General features: G+C 52.9%; 18 protein-coding genes, 2 pseudogenes and 1 CRISPR repeat array. Of the genes and pseudogenes, 12 read left to right on the forward strand and 8 right to left on the reverse strand.

The genetic code is table 11. From position 1 onward, the window contains the following. Window positions 1-29: 29 nt before the first annotated feature. Window positions 30-1,338: a CRISPR direct-repeat array (repeat unit 30 nt; unit sequence GTTTCAATTCTCCTAGAGTCTTATTGCAAC). 455 nt (window positions 1,339-1,793) lie between these two features. The 4 genes from MVK60_RS05125 to MVK60_RS05140 form a co-directional block, all read right to left on the reverse strand. Beyond that, window positions 1,794-2,354, reverse strand: coding sequence for a Maf-like protein (locus MVK60_RS05125; RefSeq protein WP_297437140.1), 561 nt, complete (start codon window positions 2,352-2,354; stop codon window positions 1,794-1,796). 98 nt (window positions 2,355-2,452) lie between these two features. Further along, window positions 2,453-2,821: a hypothetical protein gene (locus tag MVK60_RS05130; RefSeq protein ID WP_297437221.1), complete on the reverse strand. Its 369-nt coding sequence runs from the start codon at window positions 2,819-2,821 to the stop codon at window positions 2,453-2,455. 46 nt (window positions 2,822-2,867) lie between these two features. Further along, on the reverse strand, window positions 2,868-3,056 hold the full coding sequence (locus MVK60_RS05135; protein ID WP_297437142.1) for a hypothetical protein: 189 nt from the start codon (window positions 3,054-3,056) through the stop codon (window positions 2,868-2,870). Window positions 3,057-3,108: 52 nt separating this feature from the next. After that, the gene (locus MVK60_RS05140) at window positions 3,109-4,917 is read right to left on the reverse strand and encodes a PINc/VapC family ATPase (RefSeq protein ID WP_297437144.1); all 1,809 of its coding nucleotides are present in this window, start codon (window positions 4,915-4,917) and stop codon (window positions 3,109-3,111) included. A 95-nt stretch (window positions 4,918-5,012) separates the two neighbouring features. Between MVK60_RS05140 and minD the strand changes: the two genes are divergently transcribed. The 6 genes from minD (at window position 5,013) to MVK60_RS05170 (ending at window position 12,056) form a co-directional block, all read left to right on the forward strand. Further along, a complete protein-coding gene (minD, locus tag MVK60_RS05145) occupies window positions 5,013-5,759 on the forward strand; it encodes a cell division ATPase MinD (protein WP_297437146.1) in 747 nt (248 codons plus the stop codon). 137 nt (window positions 5,760-5,896) lie between these two features. After that, complete coding sequence (locus MVK60_RS05150; protein WP_297437148.1) at window positions 5,897-7,339, forward strand: asparagine synthase-related protein; 1,443 nt, start codon at window positions 5,897-5,899, stop codon at window positions 7,337-7,339. Window positions 7,340-7,471: 132 nt separating this feature from the next. Then, the gene (locus tag MVK60_RS05155) at window positions 7,472-8,680 is read left to right on the forward strand and encodes a hypothetical protein (protein ID WP_297437150.1); all 1,209 of its coding nucleotides are present in this window, start codon (window positions 7,472-7,474) and stop codon (window positions 8,678-8,680) included. A gap of 37 nt (window positions 8,681-8,717) precedes the next feature. Further along, entirely contained in the window at window positions 8,718-9,752 is a 1,035-nt protein-coding gene (locus MVK60_RS05160; RefSeq protein WP_297437152.1) for a glycosyltransferase family 4 protein, read from the forward strand. 41 nt (window positions 9,753-9,793) lie between these two features. After that, complete coding sequence (locus tag MVK60_RS05165; protein WP_297437223.1) at window positions 9,794-10,813, forward strand: L-threonylcarbamoyladenylate synthase; 1,020 nt, start codon at window positions 9,794-9,796, stop codon at window positions 10,811-10,813. A gap of 61 nt (window positions 10,814-10,874) precedes the next feature. Then, a complete protein-coding gene (locus MVK60_RS05170) occupies window positions 10,875-12,056 on the forward strand; it encodes a hypothetical protein (protein WP_297437154.1) in 1,182 nt (393 codons plus the stop codon). 53 nt (window positions 12,057-12,109) lie between these two features. On the opposite strand, the gene MVK60_RS05175 is transcribed toward MVK60_RS05170, so the two are convergent. Next, entirely contained in the window at window positions 12,110-12,535 is a 426-nt protein-coding gene (locus MVK60_RS05175) for a hypothetical protein (protein ID WP_297437225.1), read from the reverse strand. Between the two features lie 82 nt (window positions 12,536-12,617). Here MVK60_RS05175 and MVK60_RS05180 point away from each other — a divergent pair, with 82 nt between their 5' ends. After that, a complete protein-coding gene (locus tag MVK60_RS05180; protein ID WP_297437156.1) occupies window positions 12,618-13,322 on the forward strand; it encodes a nucleotidyltransferase domain-containing protein in 705 nt (234 codons plus the stop codon). A 21-nt stretch (window positions 13,323-13,343) separates the two neighbouring features. On the opposite strand, the gene serS is transcribed toward MVK60_RS05180, so the two are convergent. Further along, a complete protein-coding gene (gene serS, locus MVK60_RS05185; RefSeq protein WP_297437228.1) occupies window positions 13,344-14,711 on the reverse strand; it encodes a serine--tRNA ligase in 1,368 nt (455 codons plus the stop codon). Between the two features lie 100 nt (window positions 14,712-14,811). Between serS and MVK60_RS05190 the strand changes: the two genes are divergently transcribed. The 4 genes and pseudogenes from MVK60_RS05190 to MVK60_RS05205 all read left to right on the forward strand — a co-directional run bounded on the left by MVK60_RS05190 (window position 14,812) and on the right by MVK60_RS05205 (window position 17,469). After that, on the forward strand, window positions 14,812-15,288 hold the full coding sequence (locus MVK60_RS05190; RefSeq protein ID WP_297437230.1) for a PadR family transcriptional regulator: 477 nt from the start codon (window positions 14,812-14,814) through the stop codon (window positions 15,286-15,288). Beyond that, a complete protein-coding gene (locus tag MVK60_RS05195; RefSeq protein WP_297437158.1) occupies window positions 15,281-15,703 on the forward strand; it encodes a ferredoxin family protein in 423 nt (140 codons plus the stop codon). Before MVK60_RS05190 ends, MVK60_RS05195 begins: the two co-directional genes overlap by 8 nt. Next, window positions 15,703-16,700, forward strand: a pseudogene (locus MVK60_RS05200) (ATP-binding cassette domain-containing protein). The gene MVK60_RS05195 and the pseudogene MVK60_RS05200 overlap by 1 nt, the downstream one beginning before the upstream one ends. 4 nt (window positions 16,701-16,704) lie before the next feature. Next, window positions 16,705-17,469, forward strand: a pseudogene (locus MVK60_RS05205) (ABC transporter permease). Between the two features lie 41 nt (window positions 17,470-17,510). On the opposite strand, the gene MVK60_RS05210 reads toward MVK60_RS05205, so the two are convergent. Then, window positions 17,511-18,776: a phosphoglycerate kinase gene (locus MVK60_RS05210; RefSeq protein WP_297437160.1), complete on the reverse strand. Its 1,266-nt coding sequence runs from the start codon at window positions 18,774-18,776 to the stop codon at window positions 17,511-17,513. 142 nt (window positions 18,777-18,918) lie between these two features. Between MVK60_RS05210 and MVK60_RS05215 the strand changes: the two genes are divergently transcribed. Next, window positions 18,919-21,051, forward strand: coding sequence for a restriction endonuclease (locus MVK60_RS05215; RefSeq protein WP_297437162.1), 2,133 nt, complete (start codon window positions 18,919-18,921; stop codon window positions 21,049-21,051). A gap of 8 nt (window positions 21,052-21,059) precedes the next feature. On the opposite strand, the gene MVK60_RS05220 is transcribed toward MVK60_RS05215, so the two are convergent. Next, window positions 21,060-21,683 carry a hypothetical protein gene (locus tag MVK60_RS05220; protein ID WP_297437164.1) on the reverse strand — a complete coding sequence of 208 codons (624 nt, stop codon included), beginning with the start codon at window positions 21,681-21,683 and terminating at the stop codon, window positions 21,060-21,062. Between the last annotated feature and the right edge of the window lie 26 nt (window positions 21,684-21,709).

Consider the following 21,709-nt stretch of genomic DNA (forward strand, 5'->3'; position numbering starts at 1 on the left):
CTACTGATTTATTTACCTGCCTTATTTAGGTTTCAATTCTCCTAGAGTCTTATTGCAACAGCAAGATGGCAAGTTATACACTAAGAGATGTACTATGTTTCAATTCTCCTAGAGTCTTATTGCAACTTTCTTCAACAGTTGTTGATTGGGCTGACTGGTAAGAGTTTCAATTCTCCTAGAGTCTTATTGCAACATAAAAAATCTCTCGGGATAAAAATTTTTGATGGTACTGTTTCAATTCTCCTAGAGTCTTATTGCAACACTTTCCAAGCTGGTAAATAATCATATAATCGTTGCGTTTCAATTCTCCTAGAGTCTTATTGCAACTAGAAGAGCAGGGAGAGGATGAAGAATGAAGCTAATGTTTCAATTCTCCTAGAGTCTTATTGCAACAGGAGCAAGACAGGCGAGAGACATCATAAAGCTTATGTTTCAATTCTCCTAGAGTCTTATTGCAACGAGAGCCTACAGCTAATTACTACGTTGAGTGTTGTGAGTTTCAATTCTCCTAGAGTCTTATTGCAACGAGGCTTAGGAGCGGGCTAAGGTTCTGTAAACTGAACATCGTTTCAATTCTCCTAGAGTCTTATTGCAACCGTATGCTCTTATCTCCACTCTCATTGTTGCAGTAGGTTTCAATTCTCCTAGAGTCTTATTGCAACGAGGAAGTTCAGGACTATCGCAACCATGACAAAGCCGTTTCAATTCTCCTAGAGTCTTATTGCAACCTGAGTAACTCTAAAGTCTTTGAGCACAAAGTACTTCTCGTTTCAATTCTCCTAGAGTCTTATTGCAACCCCCAACCCTAACCGGCTTGAGTGTTTTTACTCAAAAAGGTTTCAATTCTCCTAGAGTCTTATTGCAACGGTGTTTGAAGTGGGAGTAACCGACACTATAAATAGTTTCAATTCTCCTAGAGTCTTATTGCAACCTATATCTAACGCATATAATGCCCCAATTTCCCTGAGGTTTCAATTCTCCTAGAGTCTTATTGCAACCAATCACCTCCAAAGCCGAACAGGGAGAAACGACGCTTGTTTCAATTCTCCTAGAGTCTTATTGCAACCTGTTGAAACGCTGCAGGGTGATGGTTTCGTTGTTCGTTGTTTCAATTCTCCTAGAGTCTTATTGCAACTTGTGGGGTCGTATGAATACGGGCTGTAGAACAAGACGGTTTCAATTCTCCTAGAGTCTTATTGCAACCTGAGGAAATGAGAAAAATCATTGCCCGGGAAGAAGAGGTTTCAATTCTCCTAGAGTCTTATTGCAACTTGACGTGCATTATCTTGTTCGCGTGCAGGCGCGTGGGTTTCAATTCTCCTAGAGTCTTATTGCAACAGGGCGAAATTTTGGCCCGTTTGCCCTGTAAAGTCCTAAGAACGTTCCAATATTTAAATCTTTCTGGAAATCCCTCCAAAGGAAGTTCCCAGGGGGCTCGAAAATAAGCCATTAAATAACTCGAACATTGAAAACACGAAAGCGGAAAAGCCCGAACTGCTGATGAGCAAAAGCATACACACGATTTCCGGGTCTCAGATAATGCAGAAAACGACAAATAGAAACAGACAAAGGCACCAATGGTAAAAGGAAACGATTTTAACAGTATTTAAGCAGAACCAATTTATTAAACGGCCCTGTTCCAAACCCCGAAGAAAATTCGTTACATTAGTTCAAATTAGTGCGCCAGGAAGTTACAATCAAAAAACCAGTAAAATCGACCCCTCCAAAGCAGGAGGGAGACCTAAACCTACAACCGGACCTGAACAGAACCCCAAAACAAAAAACAAGGAACCTTAATGTGATAGGACCTCAAATCCCAGCTCCCCCAGCTTCCAGATTATCTCAATGGGGAACCCGACGACGTTGTAGTAGTCCCCGCGGATCCACTCGACGAAGAGGGCCGCCTTCCCCTGTATGCCGTAGGCCCCGGCCTTGTCCATAGGCTCGCCGGTGTCGATGTACGCCCAGATGATGTCGTCGTCCAGCTCGCGGAACTTGACCTCCGTAACGGCAACCCCCGAAATCTCCCGGCCCTCATGGATTATGCAGTAGCCCGTTGTGACCCTGTGGACCCTCCCGCTGAGGAGCCGGAGCATCTCGAAGGCCTCCTCTCTGCTCCAGGGTTTGCCGAGGATGTGGCCGTCTATGCTGACGACGGTGTCGGCACCGATAACGGTTCCGCCCACGCGGTCGTACACCTCCCTGGCTTTCCTCCTGGCCAGCTCGAGCGTGTACTCGGCGGGGTTTTCTATGCTGCACTCCTCGCTCGCATTGCTTGGAATAACCTCGAACTCCCGTATGAACCTGGCGAGTATCTCCCGCCGCCTCGGTGAAGCCGATGCCAGAACGAGCATTTCCTCACCCCTCAAAAGTTAAAGGAAAAGTGTCCTACGGTCCTTACGATGATGAGGATTTCGCTAGCTGATGTGTGATGACTACCCCCGCAACTGACCTAGGCGAGGCACTCCTCTATCACCCTCACTATACAATCAACGTCCCTCTCAAACTCAAGGATCGAACCGCGGTTTCCCTCTATCGACGGGCAGTTCTCCGCGATTTTCCTCAGTTTGATGTGGACGGTTCCCTTTTTCCCGTCCTTCTCAATGATGTACTTCCTGTAGAGGACGTCGCACTCATCACCATCCAGCTCCTCAACACTTGCCTTAAAGTTCGCCCTGATGAACCTATCAATGCCATCCACTGCCTCCATGGCTATATCGTAGCTTCTGTCTTCAATGACGATTGGAACGCAGATGTGCTCCATAGTGTGCTTGTCAAAGCGGTGAAAGCTCTCGGGGATTATGACGACATCGTACCTCATGAACACCACCGAAGATGGAAAGGGAGTTAGGGTTTAAAAGTCTGTCTCAACCGGACTGGGGCTTTCCAAAGTTCTTCTGAAGGAATTTGACTGTCAGGTAAACGAAGGCACTCAGCCACAGGAGGTCTCCAATTAGAAACGCTAAGGTGTGTCCTGAAACTAAAACGCCAAGGAGATACGAGAGCAGTCCACCTATGAACAGGGCCCAGAAGAGCCCATCATCCCAGAGCTCCATAATGCCATCCCCCGTGCAGTTGTAGGGAGATCATAAAGAGAAGTTAAAAGGTTTACGTACTGGCCCAGATGGGTATCCCTGCTTCTATGAGTCTTTTCAGCTCTTTTCCTATGGGCGTGCTCTTGCTCACCTTCACGAGACCCTTCTTGCTGGGCGTTGCGGTGAAGACATACTGCTCACCGCCGTAGAACTTGAGCGGCCTCTTCGCGTAGTCCGGCGAGACGTGGAAGACTATGGTTTTCTTCTTCTCCTCGACCTCAACCGGTATCTTCTCCTTTGGCTTCTCTGCCTCGCGCTCGGCGAAGCTTTTGACGTCGATGCTTATGCCGATTCTCTTCTCCAGTTCGGTAATTCTCTTGCCCTTCTTGCCGATTATTGCAGGGATATCGAACTCGTCCGCGTAGACTATCGCCTTGTGCGGGCTGACTACCTCCACCTCGGCGTAGACATCGGGCAGGAACTTCTTTATCTCCTGCTTGAGTCGCCTCTCCGCTAGTTTAAATGCCGGGGATTTCTCCTCCCTTCTGACCGGGACGATGCTGACCTCTTCGCCGTAGGTGTATATCTCGTACTCCAGCTCGCCGGTCTCGAAATCGCGAACCTCTATCACGGGCCTGGCCAGGTCCTCCTCCTTCATGCCACTGGGCACCTTGACAAGGTACTCGAGCGTCAGGACCTTCGAAACGCGGCCCGCCTTTATGAAGATGACGGTATCGGTTATCTGCGGTATCATTCCGAGCTCCACCCTTCCGATGAAGCGCTGGATAGCGTCTATCGGCTTCGTCGCGTGAACAACTCCGACCATACCAACCCCCGCGAGCCTCAAATCGGCATATATCTTGAAGTCGCTGGTTTTTCTCATCTCGTCGAATATCGTGTAGTCCGGTCTGACGAGGAGCAGTATGTCGCCGGTGAGCTCCATCCTGCCGTTCAAAGCGGTGTACTGGGTTATCTCCTCGCCCACCTGCAGGTCCCTCGGCTTCTCCATCGTCTTGACGACCCTACCCATCCCTGCGTACCACTCGGCCAAGGCCTGGGCGAAGGTTGTCTTGCCCTCACCCGGTGCTCCCGCTATAAGGATGCCCTCCGCTTTGTCTTTCAGCCTCTCAAGGAGCTTCTCGCTCAGCTCGTAGTCCTCTATGTTCAGCTTTTTAACAGGTCTGACTGCGGTTATCTCGATTCTGTCCGCGAAGGGTGGCTTGGCGATGACTATGCGGTAGTTCCTGAGCTGGACAACCGTCGCCCCCGGTTCGTCGAGTTCGATGAAAGACTCTGGGTCTCGCTTCGCTCGCTCAACGATGTCATCCGCTATCTCGTGTAACTCTTCATCCATGAGGGATTCCTTTCGTATTGTAACGAGTTGCCACTCCCCGGGTTTCCCCTTCTTGGCAACGGGAGGCATCCCTCCCTTCAGGTGAACGCTCATAGTGGTCTCGTCGAAGAAGTCCTCCAGTTTGTGGCGTAGCTCCCTTTTTGCGTAGAGGTACACCACGTCGATGCCCTTTGCGATGGCGACGTCCCTTTGGACCCTGTCCCCGGTTATCAGTGTGGCACCGAGAGCCTGGGCGACTTCCCTAACCATGTGATCGATCTCACCTGCTTTTGCACGTCGTATCTGCCATAGCTCCGGCCTCCCACCGTAGAACTCGAGGGTTAACTCTCCTCTCTCGGCCATATCACGGAGCTTTTTGAGCTCTTCAAGGCCGGTGTGGCCTATAGCCTTTCCCTCATTTGCCTGATGCTCGATCTCGGCGACAACCGACTCGGGGATGACAACCTTAGCTTCCTCCCCGAGTGCTGAGAGGAACTGTGTAAGCCTCCCGTCAACTATAACGCTCGTGTCAGCGACAAAAACTTTCATCTCTCTCACCCCAGAAATATGAATTTCTCTGTCCTCTGGGAACTCTTTAACTAAAGGTTCATAAAGGTTTAGCAAGATATGGGTACGGTGGGAAAATGGGGCGTCTTATATCCATTGCTTCCGGCAAGGGAGGCACCGGGAAAACCACCACTACCGCTAACCTCTCAATAGCCCTGGGCAAGATGGGGTTCAAGGTTCTGGCGATTGATGCTGACTTAACCATGGCCAACCTCAGTCTTGTGATGGGTATAGACGATGCCAGCATAACTATTCATGATGTACTGGCTGGTAGGGCTGAGATAACCGATTCGATATACGCTACAGCTTTTGAAAACGTCCACTTGATCCCGGCCGCGATCGACTGGGAGCACGTCATCAGGGCGGACCCCAGAAAGCTCCCTGAGAACATAAAGAAGCTCAAGGCCCAGTTTGACTTCGTTCTGATCGACTGTCCCGCGGGCCTTCAGATGGACGCTATGAACGCGATGCTGAGTGGTGATGAGGTTCTCTTGGTCACGAACCCGGAGATCTCGTGCATAACCGACACGATGAAGGTTGGTATAGTCCTCAAAAAGGCGGGTTTGGTTATCTTGGGTTTCGTACTCAATCGTTACGGGAGGAGTGACAACGATATCCCCCCCGACGTGGCGGAGGAGGTGATGGAGGTTCCGCTACTTGCGGTTATTCCAGAGGATCCCTCGGTCAGGGAGGCCACCCTGGAGGGCGTCCCGGTCGTGGAGTACAGGCCCACCTCCAAGGGCGCGGAGGCCTACATGGACTTGGCTAAGGAAGTGGCCAGGATCTCCGGCCTTAAGGCAAAAGTTCTGGGGGGCGCCTATTAGACCCCCCCAGCGCTGATTCATTTGTATCTCCACTTTTTCAGTCTTCTTTCATGTGAGTGTCCCTTTTTTGAAAACGTTTTCATGGAGGAACGGGCAAGGCTTTTCTGTTGGGTTGCCAAGTTTGAGGGGGATAAACCATGTGTCTGGTGGCAGGGGGAATCGGTGAGGGCATCCGGGGAAAGTTCATCGCGATGATCAACGCCGGAAAGCACAGGGGAGGGGATAGCTTCGGTGTTTGGACCGACGGCGGTGTCCTCAAAAGTGAGGACTTCTCCGAGGTTGGTGAGATACCCGACGGTAGTATAGGGCTTCTTCAGTGCAGGCTTGCAATGACGGGTTCCAAGGAGTTTATGCAGCCTTTTTTCAATCGTCTGGTTCTCGTGCACAACGGGGAGGTATACAATCACCGTCCCCTACGGTCTTGGTTAATGGGCAGAGAGGTCTCGTTTGAGAGTGATGTTGACAGCGAGGTCATACTTCGCCTTATCGAGTACCTGCTGGAGAACGGGTTGGGAATCGAGTCCGCGATAAGGAAATCTATGGGGCTCCTGGATGGGGACTACGCTGTGGGGCTGAGCGACGGGAGGGACATCTATCTCTTCCGGGATCCCCTCGGCATAAGGCCCCTCTATTACTCCCGGGGAGGTTTCTTTGCCTCGGAGAAGAAGGTTCTCTGGGCCATTGGGGAGGAAGCCATAGCCGTTCGGCCTGGAGAAGTTGTGAGGATATCCCGAACGGGGGTCGAAAGGAGAAAGGTGTTTGAACTGAGAGCGGTTGGGAAAACCTACCCCAGCATAGAGAGGGCTGAGCTGGCCCTTGTAAAAACCATTGAACCTTCGGTTAAGGGGAGGGTAGGCAGAAAAACGGGTGTCCTCTTCTCCGGGGGGTTGGATAGTTCGGTAGTTGCGCTACTGGCGTCGAAATACTCCGATGTTGTCCTGTACACCGCGGGGGTGGAGGAGAGCCCGGACGTGACGTGGGCCCGCAGGGTCAGTGACGCCCTTGGACTTCCGCTTAGGGAACGCCTCTTCGACGAAGAAGACGTCAAAGAAGCTGTTGAAAGGGTGATCTTCGCCATTGAAGAACCCAGCGCGATGAACCTTGCCATAGGTCTTCCCCTGTACTTCGCCACAAAGCTCGCCAGTGCTGATGGGGTTAAGGTGCTCCTCAGCGGCGGCGGTGCAGACGAGCTCTTCGGTGGCTACGCCAAGTACGTTGGGGACCCCAGCCTGATGGAGGAGGATCTGCGGAACTTGAGTGAGAGGAACCTTGCCAGGGACGATAAGATCACCATGTTGAACGGTGTTGAGGGCCGCTTCCCGTTCCTCTCCCTGCCCGTTGTGCAGACCGCGCTGAAAACGCCCCTTGAGTTTAAGATACGCGGTGACACCCGAAAGCTCATCCTCCGCAGAACCGCCCTCCGGCTGGGCCTTCCAGAATGGGTGGTGAAACGGGAAAAAAAGGCGGCCCAGTACGGAAGCGGGGCCCAGAAAATCCTGGGAAGGCTCGCCAAGAGGAGGGGTCTGAGACTCCACGAATACGCGGAATACCTTTTCAATGGGGTTTTTAAACGGGGGTGAACGGTTCTAAACGTTCCTTAAACTTCCGCCCCTTCACCGCGGCCGTCTTCCTCCAGTTTCAAACCTGACGGAATGGTTTCATGAAAAAGGCTTAAATATGCCGCTTTCGTTATTTTGCAGGAGGGTAGAAGTATGTTAAGTGGAAAATTCGCCGCTCTCTTCCTGGTCATGTTCATCGTACTGGCCCCGCTGGCCTTTTGGCACCCAGTGAGTGCATCCGATTCAAACCTCGTAATCTTGGTGAGCGATAATGAGGCCGACTATGCGCTGGCGAGGGGTGTAGCGACCCTCCTCGGGGCGAAGCTCGTGGTTGCTCCCTGGGGCAACTACAACGCCACTGTAAGCGCCGAAGTTCTAACGGCCGGGCCGGATAAGGTTATCATAATAGGGGGACCGGTCGCGGTCGTGAACGAGTACACGCAGGATCTGAATGATTTCGGCATTCCATACGAGCGCTTGTACGGGGCCGATAGATACGGAACCAATCTCGCTGTTGTGGAGTATCTTAAGATGGAGTTTCCCGGTCAGCTCAGCAAGATCCAGGGTGTTGTGGTGGTCAACGGCCATGACGTACTCGCTATGCAACACTACCTCCGTTACTACAGTGGGATGCAGCTGGGAAAGGGCTGGCTTCTTGTTTTGACCGGTCCGCAGCACATCAACGAGACGTTGGATGTGTTTGAGATGGTCGGCCTTCCAAGGAACCTCACATACATTGCGAGTGTCAGCGAAAACTCCTTGAATCCCATGTTTCCCATTGAGCGGAAGCAACTGGAGGAATGGTTCAGTACACACTTTGGAGGGATACCCTCCGTTAGAATAGACAGAATCTCACCCGGGAGCATGGGAAGGACCTATGAGGTTTTGGTTGATGTCCAGAACAGAACCCGGCGGGCGGAGCGGTACCTCGATGGCCTGAACCTGCCGTATGCCCGAAAGAACCTGGAGAACGCCCGGAGGTATATCTCAAGGGCGTGGGATGCCTACAACTCAGGTGATAGCACGGAGGCATACCTTCTAGCGGTTAAAGCGGCCTTTATGGCGGACTCCGTAATGCTGGAGGTCCACAGGGCCATGAACACGGTGTTCCAGGGATCTCCGAAGCTGCGCCTATCGACGAAACTCCAGTGGATGAAGGAGATCCTGGATTATCTGAAGACCCACGGCTATGATGTTAGTTCGCTGGAGGCCCTGCTCTCGCAGGCTGAGAACGCCCTGAACGCCGGGCAGTTTGAAACGGTTCTGCAGGAGCTTCATCAGATAAAGGAAAAGATGCCGTCCAGTGTTAGGAAGGGCCACAGCCCATGGCACAGAAACGGTGGGGGCCATAGGGGACCATAACCCTTTTTAGCCCCTTTACCTACTTAGCCCGGTCAAAATGAGAATTCTAATGGTAGGTCATTATCCCCCACACGGCGGGGGAGTCGCAACGCATCTGGACAATCTGGTAAAAGAGCTCCGTGTGAGGCATGAGGTTCATGTGCTCACCTACGGGCCGGTTAAAGTTCGAAAATGGGAAGAGGGGCTGGTTCATCAGGTGAACGTTCCGCCGGTCTATGGACTAAGGGGGACGGTTTTTGCCCTTCTGGGGGCACGGAAGATCTTGGAGCTCGATTCCCTGTATGACTTTGATCTCGTGCACGCTCATTTTGTGGGGACCACCAGCTACGCCGCAGCCCTGGCCAAACCCAGAATAAGGAAGCCGCTGGTGATAACCGCCCATGGCAGCGACCTTCAGCACACCGCCACACTGACCCTGGGCAGGTTTTACGTAGTTAAGAGCCTGAAGGCAGCGGATAGGGTTGTAACGGTGAGTCATGAGCTTGCGAAGATCGCGGCAAGGTTGGGGGTAGGCGGTATCAGAGTAATCCCCAACGGAATAAAACACATGAAACGGGGAAGGAACCTCAGGAGAAGACGTTACGTAACTTTTATAGGTGCCCTCCGGGAGTATAAATCTCCTGAAACCTTTATAGAACTTGCCAGGCACTTTCCTGATCGTGGGTTCCTGATCGTGGGTGACGGTCCTCTCAGAAAGAGACTCGAGAAAGCTGCCCCGAACAACGTACGCTTCCTTGGGTATCGGGACGATGTGGGGGAGGTGCTCTCTAAGACCCTCCTCCTCGTGCTCCCCTCCAGCAGGGAGGGCTTTGGACTGGTCGTCCTTGAGGCCAACAGCTTTAATGTGCCTGTGGTCGGACGGGCCGTTGGAGGTGTGCCAGAACTCATCCGGGGCGGAAAGAACGGTTTGCTGTTTCAGACGTTTGATGAACTTCTTAATGCGGTCAGTGTCCTCCTGGAACCAAAATCAAATAGAAAGATGGGGAGCATCGGGAAAAACGTCGTGGAAGCATATCGCTGGGAGAGGGCGGCCTCTGCGATCGAGGGCATTTACCGTGAGCTCGTTGGATAAAGTTTTTAACTCCATTTTTTCGGGATGATGCTGGTGAGATGGTGACGGTTGTAATCAACATGCGAGACGGAATTGACGAGAGGAAGCTTGCCGTGGCCGTCAGGTTCATACTGGATGGCAAACTGGTTGCCTTCCCCACTGAAACCGTCTACGGCCTTGGGGCAGACGCCCTCAACGAAAAAGCCGTCAGGAGGATCTTTGAGGCCAAGGGAAGGCCCGCAGACAATCCGCTTATAGTCCATATAGCGCGTTTTGACGACCTTTACCTGCTTGCGAGGGACGTGCCGGGGGAGGCGAAAGTTCTGGCTCGGAAGTTCTGGCCTGGACCGCTTACGCTGGTTCTCCCCCGCGGAGAGGGTGTTCCCGACGTCACCACCGGGGGCCTGGACACCGTGGCCGTAAGGATGCCCGCTCATCCAATTGCACTTGCCCTGATACGGGAAAGCACACCGGTGGCAGCTCCATCTGCGAACATAAGCGGAAAGCCCAGTCCGACCCTAGCGGAGCACGTGGTTGACGACTTCTACGGCAGGATAGAGTGCATAATAGATGCAGGGGAAACACGCATAGGGGTCGAATCAACGGTGCTCGATCTGAGCTCAGAAAAACCCACCCTGCTCCGTCCTGGGGGTCTGCCCCTGGAAGAGATAGAGGGGGTAATCGGTGAGGTTCGGATACACCCGGCGGTCAGGGGAGAGCTGGTGGAGGTTGCTAGGGCCCCGGGTATGAAGTACAGGCACTACTCCCCAAACGCGCAGGTGATTCTGGTCGAGGGGCCCAGGGATAGGGTCAGGGATAGGGTAACTATGCTGGTGGAGGAGTACCGTTCGAGGGGCCTTAGGGTGGGTGTTATGGCCACCAGGGAGTACGATGCCGACGAGTTTGTGCACCTTGGAAGCACCGATGTGGAGGTTGCTAGGAACGTGTTCAGAGCACTCAGGGAGCTGGACAAACGGGATGTTGACATCATAATTGCCGAGGGTGTGGATGAAAAGGGCCTGGGCTTTGCGGTCATGAACCGACTTAGAAAAGCAGCTGGGTACAGGATAGTGTGGGCATAGACAAGACTTAAATAATGGGGATTCAAAGATAATGTGATTTCAATCACACGGGGTGGGGAATTTGGAGGAGGATATCGGACTTGGATCTCCTGAGGACATGGAACATCTGGCATTCAAAAGGTTCAGCGAGGGTGAAATAAAAGATGGCCTTAAACTGCTTCTCAGAGCGGCGAAAGGATACGAGAGCGAGGGAATGAAAGAGGACGCCGCCAGGCTGTACAAGTACCTTGGACTGCTCCTTGTGAAGAAAATAGGATCCGTTGAAAAGGCCCGCCCCTCTCTCCTTAAAAGCGCGTATCTCTACTTGGATATGATAGACTCCGAACTGGCCAAGCCAGAGGTTGACATTGATCTCCTGGATGAGTACTGCACGAACGTTCTTGAAATATTCCTAGCCCTTAAAGACGAAAGGAACTTGATTAAATACGTGGAAGAGTTCACCACGATATATGAAGACCTGGCCGAGGCATACAAGGACAACGCCGACGTGTCCATGGCCGCCAAAGCTTATGAAATCGCCTACATATACTACAGGATGATAGGCAACGAGGAAGGATATAAGCGGATCTCCGAGACGATGATAACCCTCTATGGTCAACTTGCCGAGGAACGGCTTGAGAGGGGTGATGTTGAAAAGGCCGCCGATGCGTTTTACCGCCTCGCCGCATTCATCCACGCCATCTTTGGATACGACATCCATTTCATCGAGATGATGGATACTGCGGCGAAGAACTACGAAAAAGCTGGAAAACTGGCCTACTCCTCCGGAGACCTTCCAAAGACCACTACCCTCCTTGTCAAGGCCCAGTACGCTTACCTTCTGGCGAGAAACACCAGTAGGGCTAAGCTCATTGGAATCAACACTGTGAAGATGCTGAACCAGCTCGTGAAGAGCTATCGTTCGACTGGGAATGAAGAAAGCGCTTCTAAAAAGCTGGTTGAATTAGCTGAGGCCCTTATAGGCGTGGGGAAATTGGAGGAAGGATTTCAGGCGTACAAAAGGGCCCTGGAAATGCTTACGGGCCTTGAACCCAAGACGAGGGTGCGGCTTGCCGTACTCAAGAAGTTCGCCTCGGAACGGGGTGACGGTGAGGTCTTGGAGAAGATCGAACTTGTTGAGTACTACCTCTCCCGTGGAAAGCAGTCCCGTGCCCTGGACATAGCCGAAAAGGCCCTTATAGTAATCCCCGATGTCGAAAGAATCATGGAGCTGCTCCACAGGGCCGAGGGCATCTACGAGTAAACCGGCTGGTGCCTATGTTGGCATCGGTAAAAGGGAAATGTTCGGGGGTCTGGTCACGACTGGCTCTTGACCTCGACCCTTGGAATCGGGACATGATATGGGAGACGCATCTCCTTGGCCATGATCATGAGCAGAGGTGAGACTTCCTTGGTGATGAAGTTGACTATCTCGGCGAACGTCAGTGACTCCATCTTCTTTTCATCTTCCCAGAGGTTCAGTATCTCGTCTATCTTGTACTTTTGAGGTGGCACGTAGAGGATAACTCCCTCTATGGCTCCGGCCGCTATCCTGGGATTGTACTCTATCTCGTACCTGAACAGAACCTCAATACCGTTCATCTTTCCCGTGGGGGTGCGTATCTCGCCGAGTCTCATCTCGGTGACCCTGGGAGAGAGTCTGACTTCAACCTGTCCCGAAACGGTGCCCACGCCCTCTTTTCCCATCTCGATCTTCGTTATGTTGAATCCAAGTACCGGCATTTTTTTCACCACCATGAACTTGGTAGCTCCATATAAAACGCTATCGGTAGAGATTTAAAAGTTTAGGTAGGAGTATGAGCCGATGCCAAGGGAGAAGGTCGTTAGGATATGGGATGAGAGGGGGGTCATCTATTCCCCGAAGCGATGGAGGTACCTTCGGGAGAAGAGGAAGAAGGCACTCCAGATAATGAGGAAACTGGCCGTTTTTGACCCCCTGTTGTACGGCAGCGTCGCGCGGGGCGACGTGAGGAGGGACAGCGACATAGACATCTTCATACCTATCAGGGCGCCGGGCTATCTTATTGAGTTGGCTCTGGAAGGCCTCGTCAGGAGAAGGAAGATAGTTATGGCGACGCCCTGGCACCTCATCAAGGGAGTAATCGAGATAGACGAGGAAACGACCGTGACGTTTCCATTAATAGAGCCGACCGACAGGGAGCTCGACTTCTACCGCTGGGGTGGAGCGATAGACCTGTGGGGGGTCAAAACCAAGGAGCGCGCTCCCGGCGTTAATAAAAAGCTCATCCTCATAATCCCAACGGAGAGGGGCCACATCGAGAGGGAAGTCGTCGGGCGGGAAAGCGAGGTGGCGAGAGTTTTAGGAGTGAGCACAGACATCGTTACCGAGCGTGTCCATGTTCTCACGAGGAGGGACGCCATCGGAAGGACCGGCATCTACATCAACGAGGAAGTGCCGGACTGGATGAGCTTTGAGGAGGCTCTGAAGCTCATAGCCGACCGCGACCCAGACGTGAGGAGGAAGGTAAGGGAGCGCGGTGGAATATGAGAGAACAGGGAAAGAGGGTGTTCAATTCTCACAGCACCTCTCCTTCATGTAAGCCGGCAGAATCTCCTTGAAGCCCGTGTACTTCCAGATGGCCTTTGGGAGCTTTACGACGCCCTCTGCTGTCTGGTGATTCTCGAGGATGGCAACGATTGCCCTCGACGTTGCTATTGCCGTCGAGTTGAGAGTGTGGACGAACTTGGGCTTCTCGTGGGTCTTGTCGCGGTAGCGGATGTTCAGTCTTCTGGCCTGCCAGCCGGTGCAGTTGCTTGCGCTGACGACCTCCCTGAACTTGCCCTGACCCGCCATCCATGCCTCGATGTCGTACTTCTTTGCCGCAACGTAGCCGAGATCGCCGGTGCAGATGTTCACGATGCGGTAGGGTATCTCCAGAGCCTGGAATATCTCTTCAGCGTTGGCTATGAGCTTCTCGTGCCATTCCCAGCTCTCCTCCGGGCGAGAATAGACGAATTGCTCGACCTTGTGGAACTGGTGAACGCGGAAGATTCCCTTTGTGTCCTTTCCTGCTGTTCCGGCCTCCTTCCTGAAGCACGGGGAGAAACCAACGTACAACAACGGAAGGTCCTTTCCCTCGATTATCTCGTTGGCGTGAAGGCCGGCGAGGGGATGCTCGGCGGTTGGTATGAGATAGAGGTCCTCTCCTTCAACTTTGTATATGACGTCTGCGAAGTCGTCGAAGCTCGTGACACCCTCCTCAACGAAGCGGTGAACCATATATGGGGGTACGACAGGTGTAAAGCCCTTCTCGATGAGTCTGTCGAGTGCGAACCTAACAAGGGCCAGATCCAGTATGACGAGCTCGTTCATGAGGTAATAAAAGCGCGCACCACTGACCTTTGCAGCACGCTCAAGATCGGCACCTTTCAAAAGTTCAAGCAGGTCAACGTGAAGCTTCGGCCTCCATTCCAAGGTCTCGTACTCCATCTTCCCAAGGCTTTCCTCAAGGAACGTGTCCATGAATCCTTTCCACACCTTGGCCTTACCCCAGAACCTTATCGGGACGTTCTCGGTATCGTCCTTTCCAACCGGAACACTCTCGTGGGTGATGTTCGGCAGACGCCAGAGGTAGTAGTCGATCCTCTTCTTGAGCTCCTCGACTTCCTTTTCAAGCTCCTCTATCCCCCTCACTATCTCAGTGCTCTTTGCGAGGAGGTCATCTATGGTTTCACCTGCCTTCTTGCGTTTGCCTATTTCAATCGCCAGCCGGTTGCGCTCTTTTCTCAGCTGATTGATCTTTCTGAGGTCCTCACGCCACCTCGCATCAAGTTCCAGGATCTCGTCAACCCATTTGAGCTTCTCCATCTCCCCACGCTTCAGGAGGTCGTTCTTCACTACCTCGGGATTTTCGCGGATGAGCTTTATGTCCAGCATGAGCATCACCTCTAGATAAGAACGTGGGGAGGTTTAAAAATAATTTGATGGAACCGCAAGGTTTTTAAGTTATCTATCGACCGATACATCGGTGATCATCATGGAGAGACCCAAATACAAAGGACATCTAAAGCTGCTCATACTCAAGATGCTCTCTGAGAAGCCCATGCATGGCTACGGGATAATGGCGGAACTTGAAAAAACATACGGAATTCCACACCCTAGTCCAGGGACCGTTTACCCCATACTCGCTTCTCTGAGGCGTTCCGGTCTCATTGAGATAACGGGGGGAGGGAAGAGGGAAAAGCGTCTCTACATGGCGACGGAGAAGGGGAACGAATACCTGAGGGAACATGGGGAAGAGCTCAGGGAGGTTATGGAGCTGCTCAACCGCTTCAGGGAGTTTTCGCGGCTCGGTGGGAGGGATCTGGGGGAGGCGCTTAAGGAAGTGTTCAACTCCGTCGAGCGGCTCACGGACGAACAGAGACGGGCACTCATAAAGGAATTTGCTGAGTTCACGAAGAGGGTAAGGCTCATCCTCCTCGGCGAGATCCCGGAAGGTGAGGGAGATGAATGATGCACCCGACTGGAGGGGGTACTATAAGGAGATGAAGGATACAGCTCCACTGGTTATACACTACCCTCTCTGCGGAGGCGGGGAAGAGTGCATCTTCGTCTGTCCTTTCAGCGATAAGATCTGGGAAGTCGTGCCAATGAAGGTGAGCCTCTTCGGGGTCAAATACAAAGTCCGTCTCAGGCCCTTCATGGTAAACCCCGAGAACTGCAGAAAGTGCTACATCTGCGTCCAGGCGTGTCCAACCGGCGCGTTGAGGCCCGTTGAAAGGCCTGTAAAGCACCCGGCGCTCGTTTTCCTCTACAATTCTCTAAAACTGCCTTTCAAAAAGAAATACGGTCTTAAGTTTGTCTTCCGCGAGGAGCACGGCGAGAGGTTCAGGCGCAACAACTGGCCGGAGAAGTATGAGGTGGTCTGATGAACGCGATTGAAGTTGAGAACCTCGTTAAGAGATACGGTGACTTTGAGGCCGTCAGAGGAATCTCGTTCGGGGTTAAACGGGGCGAGATCTTCGCTTTCTGGGGCCGAACGGGGCTGGGAAGACGACCACCGTTCACGTTCTAACGACTCTCTTGAAACCCACTTCTGGTGGAGCGACCGTTGCTGGCCATGACGTCGTGGAGGAGCCTGACGCGGTGGGAAGAAAAATCGGTATCGTCTTTCAAGACATGAGTCTGGACAGCGAGCTCACCGCCTATGAGAACATGTTTATCCACGGCAGGATATACGGTCTGGGCGGAAACGAACTCAAAGACAAGATAGAGAGGCTCCTGAAGTTCGTTGAGCTGTGGGGCTTCAGGGACAGACAGGTCAAGACCTTCAGCGGCGGTATGCAGAGGCGGCTTGAGATAGCGCGCTCGCTCCTTCATGAACCAGAGGTGCTCTTCCTTGACGAGCCCACAATCGGCCTAGATCCACAGACGAGGGCCCACATATGGGACTACATCCGGGCCATGAAGGAGGAGCATGACATGACGGTCTTCCTCACCACCCATTACATGGACGAGGCCGAGATGCTCGCCGACAGGATAGCCATAATGGATCACGGGAAGATAATAGCTGAGGGAACGGCGGATGAACTGAAGGGGCTGATCGACAACGACGTGATATACCTCAGAATCAAAGCTCCTGAGGAGCTCAGGTGCCTCAAGGCGAACTTCATCAGGGGGTGCAAACTACTGCCGGATGGCAGGGTGAGGCTCGACGTTGAGAACGCCGCTGGGGCACTGCCAAGGCTCTTTGAGCTCGCATCCCGCGGTGGAATCAAAATCCTTGAGGTGACGTATCACAGACCGACTCTCAACGACGTCTTCTTGCACCTGACCGGTAGGGAGATACGCGAGGATGTCGATGAGAGGGAGGCCATGAGGGTCAAGATGAGGACAAGGATGCGCATGTGGGGACGGCGGAGGTGAGAGGATGAGGGTATTCACGACGATGGTGTATCGCGAGCTGAAGAAGTTCTCCCACTCGCGCGCAAGGGTGGTAGGAAGCATAGTAAACCCCCTGATCTGGCTCATCTTCTTCGGGAAGGGCTGGTCCGGTGTCTTCAGCAATCCGATGGCAACTTCAATATTCGGCGGCGTTGACTACATGACCTACCTAGTCCCCGGAATAGTCGCGATGACGGTCTTCAACATGAGCTTCATGCAGGGGATAACGATAATCTGGGACAAGCAGTTCGGCTTCTTGAAGGAGATACTCGTTGCCCCGGCGAGCAGAACCGAGGCGATACTGGGAAGAATAACCGGTGGAGCGATAAGGGCCATGATGCAGGGCATCATAATCCTGGCCCTAAGCTTTGCGCTGGCTGATTTAAAGCTCCCGGGGGTCCTACCCGCCCTTGGAATGGCGTTTCTGGTCGGGATAGCAATAGCGGGGATGGGCGTCGCGATAGCCCTGAATATGACGAGCATGGAGGGCTTTTAGATGATCATCATGATGATAATGCTCCCGATGACCTTCCTCAGCGGGGCGTTCTATCCGATAAGCACGATGCCCGGCTGGATGCAGTGGCTCGCCAAAATGAACCCCCTTACATACGCGGTCGACGGCTCGCGCTACTACCTGGCCGGTGTCACCCCAGCCTTCGGTATGACTGCTGACTGGCTCGTGCTTGGTGGACTCGCCGCACTCCTTGCGGGGATAGCGGCGCTTGAGTTTAGGAGGGCAACTATAGACTGAGATGGTACGGATGAAAGTGTGGTCTTTAAGGTACCGATGAACTACGGGTGACCGCGGAGTGTGCGGTCTGTACGTCCTTTCACCATATCCCGGAACCTCTCATAACTCACCCTGAACGCTTCAAGAACCGGTAGCCTCTCCCCTGCGAAGAAACTCAGCATAGCACCTCCTCCGGTGGAGACGTGGCTTATCCCCTTTATGTTGTACCGGTATACACCCGCTATGCTGTGGCCACCGCCTACTACGCTGAAGGCCGGACTCTCACCGATTGCCTTGAAGACCCCAACCGTTCCAACAGCAAACTCATCCCTCTCAAAGACCCCCATCGGCCCGTTGGCCACTATTACCTTTGCCTCCATCAGAACCTCGCGGTACTTTCCGATCGTCCTAGAACCGATATCCAGTATCGGGTGATTATCAAACAGCCATTTCTCTTCGCTTAACAGGTCAACCTCGACGCGCTCCCCCCTGTAATCAACAGCGAAATCAACAGGGGTTTTCACCTGAGGATAGAACTCGTCGAGGATTTTCTCGGCCCGATCGATCAGCTCCAGGAGACCCAGCCTTTCCATGAACTCAAGGTTGGCGTCGCCGAGATGGAAACCTTTGGCGAGGGTGAAGACGTGGCCTACCAGCCCACCGGTGAGTATGAGGTCAGCCCTCCCGGTTCTCAGGACGTTCTCGGCAACGCGGAGCGAGTCGCCCACCTTTGCCCCTCCTAGGACGTAAACCCTGGGCCTCTCCTCCGTTCCGTACGCCTTGGTGAGGGCCTTGACCTCCCTCTCCATTAGAAAACCCATTATCATGGGTTTCAGATGGGCGAAGCCCACCAGGGAGGGCTGGGAACGGTGGGCGGCCGCGAAGGCGTCGTTGACCACGTAATCTATGAGTGGGGCGAGTTTTCTCACGAAGAACGTCCTCTCACACTCCTCGATGGGTTTGTATTTGACCTCCTCCGACGCGAAGCGAAGGTTTTCAAGGATCAACGCTTCACCCGGCCTCAACCCCCTGATTTTCTCACGGGCGTACCTTCCGAAGATGTCCTCAACGTACTCCACGTCCTGCCCAAGAAGATCGGTCAGGACCCTTGCGTGTTCCTCCGTGGTCGTGTAGTCCCCCTTGTACGGCTTGCTCTGATGGGTGCCGATGACGACCTTTGCCCCACCTTCGAGGAGGTATATCACGGTTGGTAGGAGGGCCCTAAAACGTGCATCACTTATGATTTTACCCCCCTTCACCGGGGAATTTAAATCGGCCCTGAGAAAAACGGTTTTCCCGTGATAGTCAAAGTCATCGAGCTTGAACATTCCATCACCACGGAAATGTTGAAATTGGTCGGTTAAAAAGTTATTTTGAACACTCCCAGTGATAACGGTGGGAAGAGAAAGAGATTTATAAAATGATAAGGAAAATAGGAGGTGAGTAATTCCTGTTTATCGGGTGAGTGCAATGCAGTGGAACTCTGATCTAATAATGATGGCGCCTGAGGATATCCTCATCAATGGAATCACTGAACTGCTCAGTAGAATGGGTTTCAGGGACTATGAGAGGGTTGCCAACCGTAGGGAGTGGGGAGTCGACATCGTAGCCGTAAGGGACGACCCCCTGACCGGAACGGAAAAGATAGTTATAGCCCTACACAGGCGTGGGCTCGCCTCTTCCAAGGACGTTAACGTTTTTGCCGACCTTGTGAACAAATACAAAGCCGAGAAGGGCATCATAATCTCCCCCGCGGGGTTTACCAAGGACTCCAAGGTTCTTATAGCCCGCGACTATCGCGGTAAAATCGTTCCGTGGGACGGGGATAAGCTGGTTTTTCTCTTCCAGAACTATGGTGTGGAGGCCCCTGAAGAGCTGACTCTTATAAAGAGGGAAGAGGAAAAGGAAGAGAGGTACCCCTTGAACGAGTTCGAGCTGGACGCTCCCCTCCTCTATGAGTTCTCGCCGGAAGGCCTGCTCAAGACAGTTTCCAAGGTAGTAGCCGAGGGGTATCCCATAAAACCAGCTGAGATAAAACTGAAATCCCTTTCCGTGTCCCTCTCCAGTGCGTACATATTCTCCTGGTCCCTGGACGGTGAGGATGTGAGGGATAAGGCGGTTGTGTTTTCCTCCGAGAACGTGACGGTTAAGAGTAGCGAGGATGAGAGGCTCAAGACGCCCGTGACCAAAGCCCTGCTGAACGACAGATCCAGCGTTAGGGCCACCGAGCGTGAGATAGAGGTTTCACTGACTCCCAGTGAGGCGGTTCTCGTCCTCAAAGCCCATGCAGCAAGGGAACTGGGCGTTCCGGAAGGCAGAATCGTAATCCATGAACGGAAAAAGGTTTATATCCCGCTCAGTGCGAGACTGTTGCTCGGTGTGGGAAAGAACACCGCTACGGCATCGGTAGACCTCCGTACTGGGAAAGTCGTGTTTGAAATAAAACCCCTTCCCGATGAGTACTTCTTGAAAACGGCACGCGAGGCAGTTTTCAAAACCGTTAATGAAGAGCCGGAGGTGCTCAAGCTTGAGAGGGATGGTGGGAAGGTTAGGGTAACCGGAGGCACCGCCCGCTTCTCGTTTGAGTTGACCTTCAACGCTTACACAGGGAAACTGGTGCGCCTTGAGTCCCTTATGAACGATGCTGCCCTTGACGGACTCCTGTCCTCGTTGTATCCGGACGGGAACCTTCTCAATCTTGAGAAAGGGAAGAAAGTTGCCGTTGCCGATATCCTGACGGGGGAGGGGATAGCCGTCGTCGAGATAGACCTCACAACAGGAAGGTACTCCAAGGTGAGAAAGCTTCCAAGTCCTGAAACGGCATTTGAGAATTCGAGGGCGATAATAGAAGAGAACTTCCCATTAAGGAACCTCTCACTTAACTCCTACGGGATCCTCGAGCACAAGTACATTGAACTTGAGGCAGTCAGCGGGGACGGGGTTGCCCGGGTCAAGATAGACGGTGCAACCGGGGACATCTTGGATTACTCCGTTTCTATCTCCCCGGAGCGTGCGAGTGAGGTCTTCAGAACGAAGTACCCCGGCTTCAAAATAACATCGCTCAACGAACTGGACGAGGTGTACGAGGTCAGGGCAGAGGATGGACGCCAGGAGGTGACCGTTAAGCTGAGCAAGGACGGCAAGCTTCTGGAGGAAACGGACAGGGTCCTCAAGAGGGAGGTGGTGGAGGAGATAGCCGGGAAGGAAATGGCAGGTATAGACGAGGATGCTACGATACGGGGAGTATCCCTCGATACGAACTGGAGGGTTGAGTTTGCCGGCAGCACAAAGGTCGGAACGCTGACCATTCATAGAAGCACGGGGGAGGTCCTTGAGCGCGACGTCAGGTTCACCGAGATGGCGATTGAGGAGGCGTTCAAAGAGAGGGTCCGGAGGGAACGTGGGGAATCCAACCTCCAGACCGAGAGACTGACCCACTACAAGGACAAGGGCTACATCACGATAAAGCTGTCCGGTGAGAAGGCTCTGTACTACGCTAAAATCGACGTAAGAACCGGAAAAGTGCTCAGTCAGGATAGCGCCCCTGTAAAAGGGATAACGGCGAGATTGAAACAGCTGCAGCTGGACAACAAATATAAATGACGAAGGGACTAAGCCATCAGCATGTTCTCTATCATCCGTATAGCTTCCACGATCTTCTTTTCTGGTTTGTCCTCGTTCTTGGGTATCTCCAAGTTTATGACGAGGCGTTCCTCCTTCTCGTCTTCGAGGTCGTATATCTCAAGCTCCTCCACCTCAACGTCCTCGAATATGCTCTCCAGTTCCGGGCTCAGTATCTTCTTGTCGTTGCCGTAGACCTCAACCCTCACGACATCGTCCGTAGTCGAGGCGACGACCACTATCTCGTACGACCCAACCCGTTTTGTGAATCGGATGATGCTCCCGTATCCCTGTACATCCTCCGTGAATCCCAGACTCTTCATGGTGCTCCGTATCGCCTCGGTCTTGCTCTTTATCCTGGCCAGTATCCTCTCACGGAGTTTATAACTCTCCTGGAGGGCCTTCATTATACCCTCCCCCATCCCTTCAACACTTCCTTCCCATATTCCTATGACTTTTATTCCGGATGATGTTGGTCTGAGCTCCACCCTTATGGATTCAACGTCAAAGTCTCGCATATCGTCTATCTTAAGCTCGCCAACGGTTAGTATATTGAACTCAATTCTCACAAGGTTACCGAAGGCCTTCCCCTTGAACTTCACCTTCATCACCATGGTGGGGTTCAGGGGACGGTTTAAAA

The organism is Thermococcus sp. (assembly GCF_026988555.1).
GTDB lineage: Archaea > Methanobacteriota_B > Thermococci > Thermococcales > Thermococcaceae > Thermococcus.

Excerpts from the sequence above, each read along its gene's own strand:
- MVK60_RS05125 (WP_297437140.1), bottom strand. The coding sequence starts at position 2,354 with ATGCTCGTTCTGGCATCGGCTTCACCGAGGCGGCGGGAGATACTCGCC.
- MVK60_RS05130 (WP_297437221.1), bottom strand. The coding sequence starts at position 2,821 with ATGAGGTACGATGTCGTCATAATCCCCGAGAGCTTTCACCGCTTTGAC.
- MVK60_RS05135 (WP_297437142.1), bottom strand. The coding sequence starts at position 3,056 with ATGGAGCTCTGGGATGATGGGCTCTTCTGGGCCCTGTTCATAGGTGGA.
- MVK60_RS05140 (WP_297437144.1), bottom strand. The coding sequence starts at position 4,917 with ATGAAAGTTTTTGTCGCTGACACGAGCGTTATAGTTGACGGGAGGCTT.
- minD (WP_297437146.1), top strand. The coding sequence starts at position 5,013 with ATGGGGCGTCTTATATCCATTGCTTCCGGCAAGGGAGGCACCGGGAAA.
- MVK60_RS05150 (WP_297437148.1), top strand. The coding sequence starts at position 5,897 with ATGTGTCTGGTGGCAGGGGGAATCGGTGAGGGCATCCGGGGAAAGTTC.
- MVK60_RS05155 (WP_297437150.1), top strand. The coding sequence starts at position 7,472 with ATGTTAAGTGGAAAATTCGCCGCTCTCTTCCTGGTCATGTTCATCGTA.
- MVK60_RS05160 (WP_297437152.1), top strand. The coding sequence starts at position 8,718 with ATGAGAATTCTAATGGTAGGTCATTATCCCCCACACGGCGGGGGAGTC.
- MVK60_RS05175 (WP_297437225.1), bottom strand. The coding sequence starts at position 12,535 with ATGCCGGTACTTGGATTCAACATAACGAAGATCGAGATGGGAAAAGAG.
- MVK60_RS05180 (WP_297437156.1), top strand. The coding sequence starts at position 12,618 with ATGCCAAGGGAGAAGGTCGTTAGGATATGGGATGAGAGGGGGGTCATC.
- serS (WP_297437228.1), bottom strand. The coding sequence starts at position 14,711 with ATGCTGGACATAAAGCTCATCCGCGAAAATCCCGAGGTAGTGAAGAAC.
- MVK60_RS05190 (WP_297437230.1), top strand. The coding sequence starts at position 14,812 with ATGGAGAGACCCAAATACAAAGGACATCTAAAGCTGCTCATACTCAAG.
- MVK60_RS05195 (WP_297437158.1), top strand. The coding sequence starts at position 15,281 with ATGAATGATGCACCCGACTGGAGGGGGTACTATAAGGAGATGAAGGAT.
- MVK60_RS05210 (WP_297437160.1), bottom strand. The coding sequence starts at position 18,776 with ATGTTCAAGCTCGATGACTTTGACTATCACGGGAAAACCGTTTTTCTC.
- MVK60_RS05215 (WP_297437162.1), top strand. The coding sequence starts at position 18,919 with ATGCAGTGGAACTCTGATCTAATAATGATGGCGCCTGAGGATATCCTC.
- MVK60_RS05220 (WP_297437164.1), bottom strand. The coding sequence starts at position 21,683 with ATGGTGATGAAGGTGAAGTTCAAGGGGAAGGCCTTCGGTAACCTTGTG.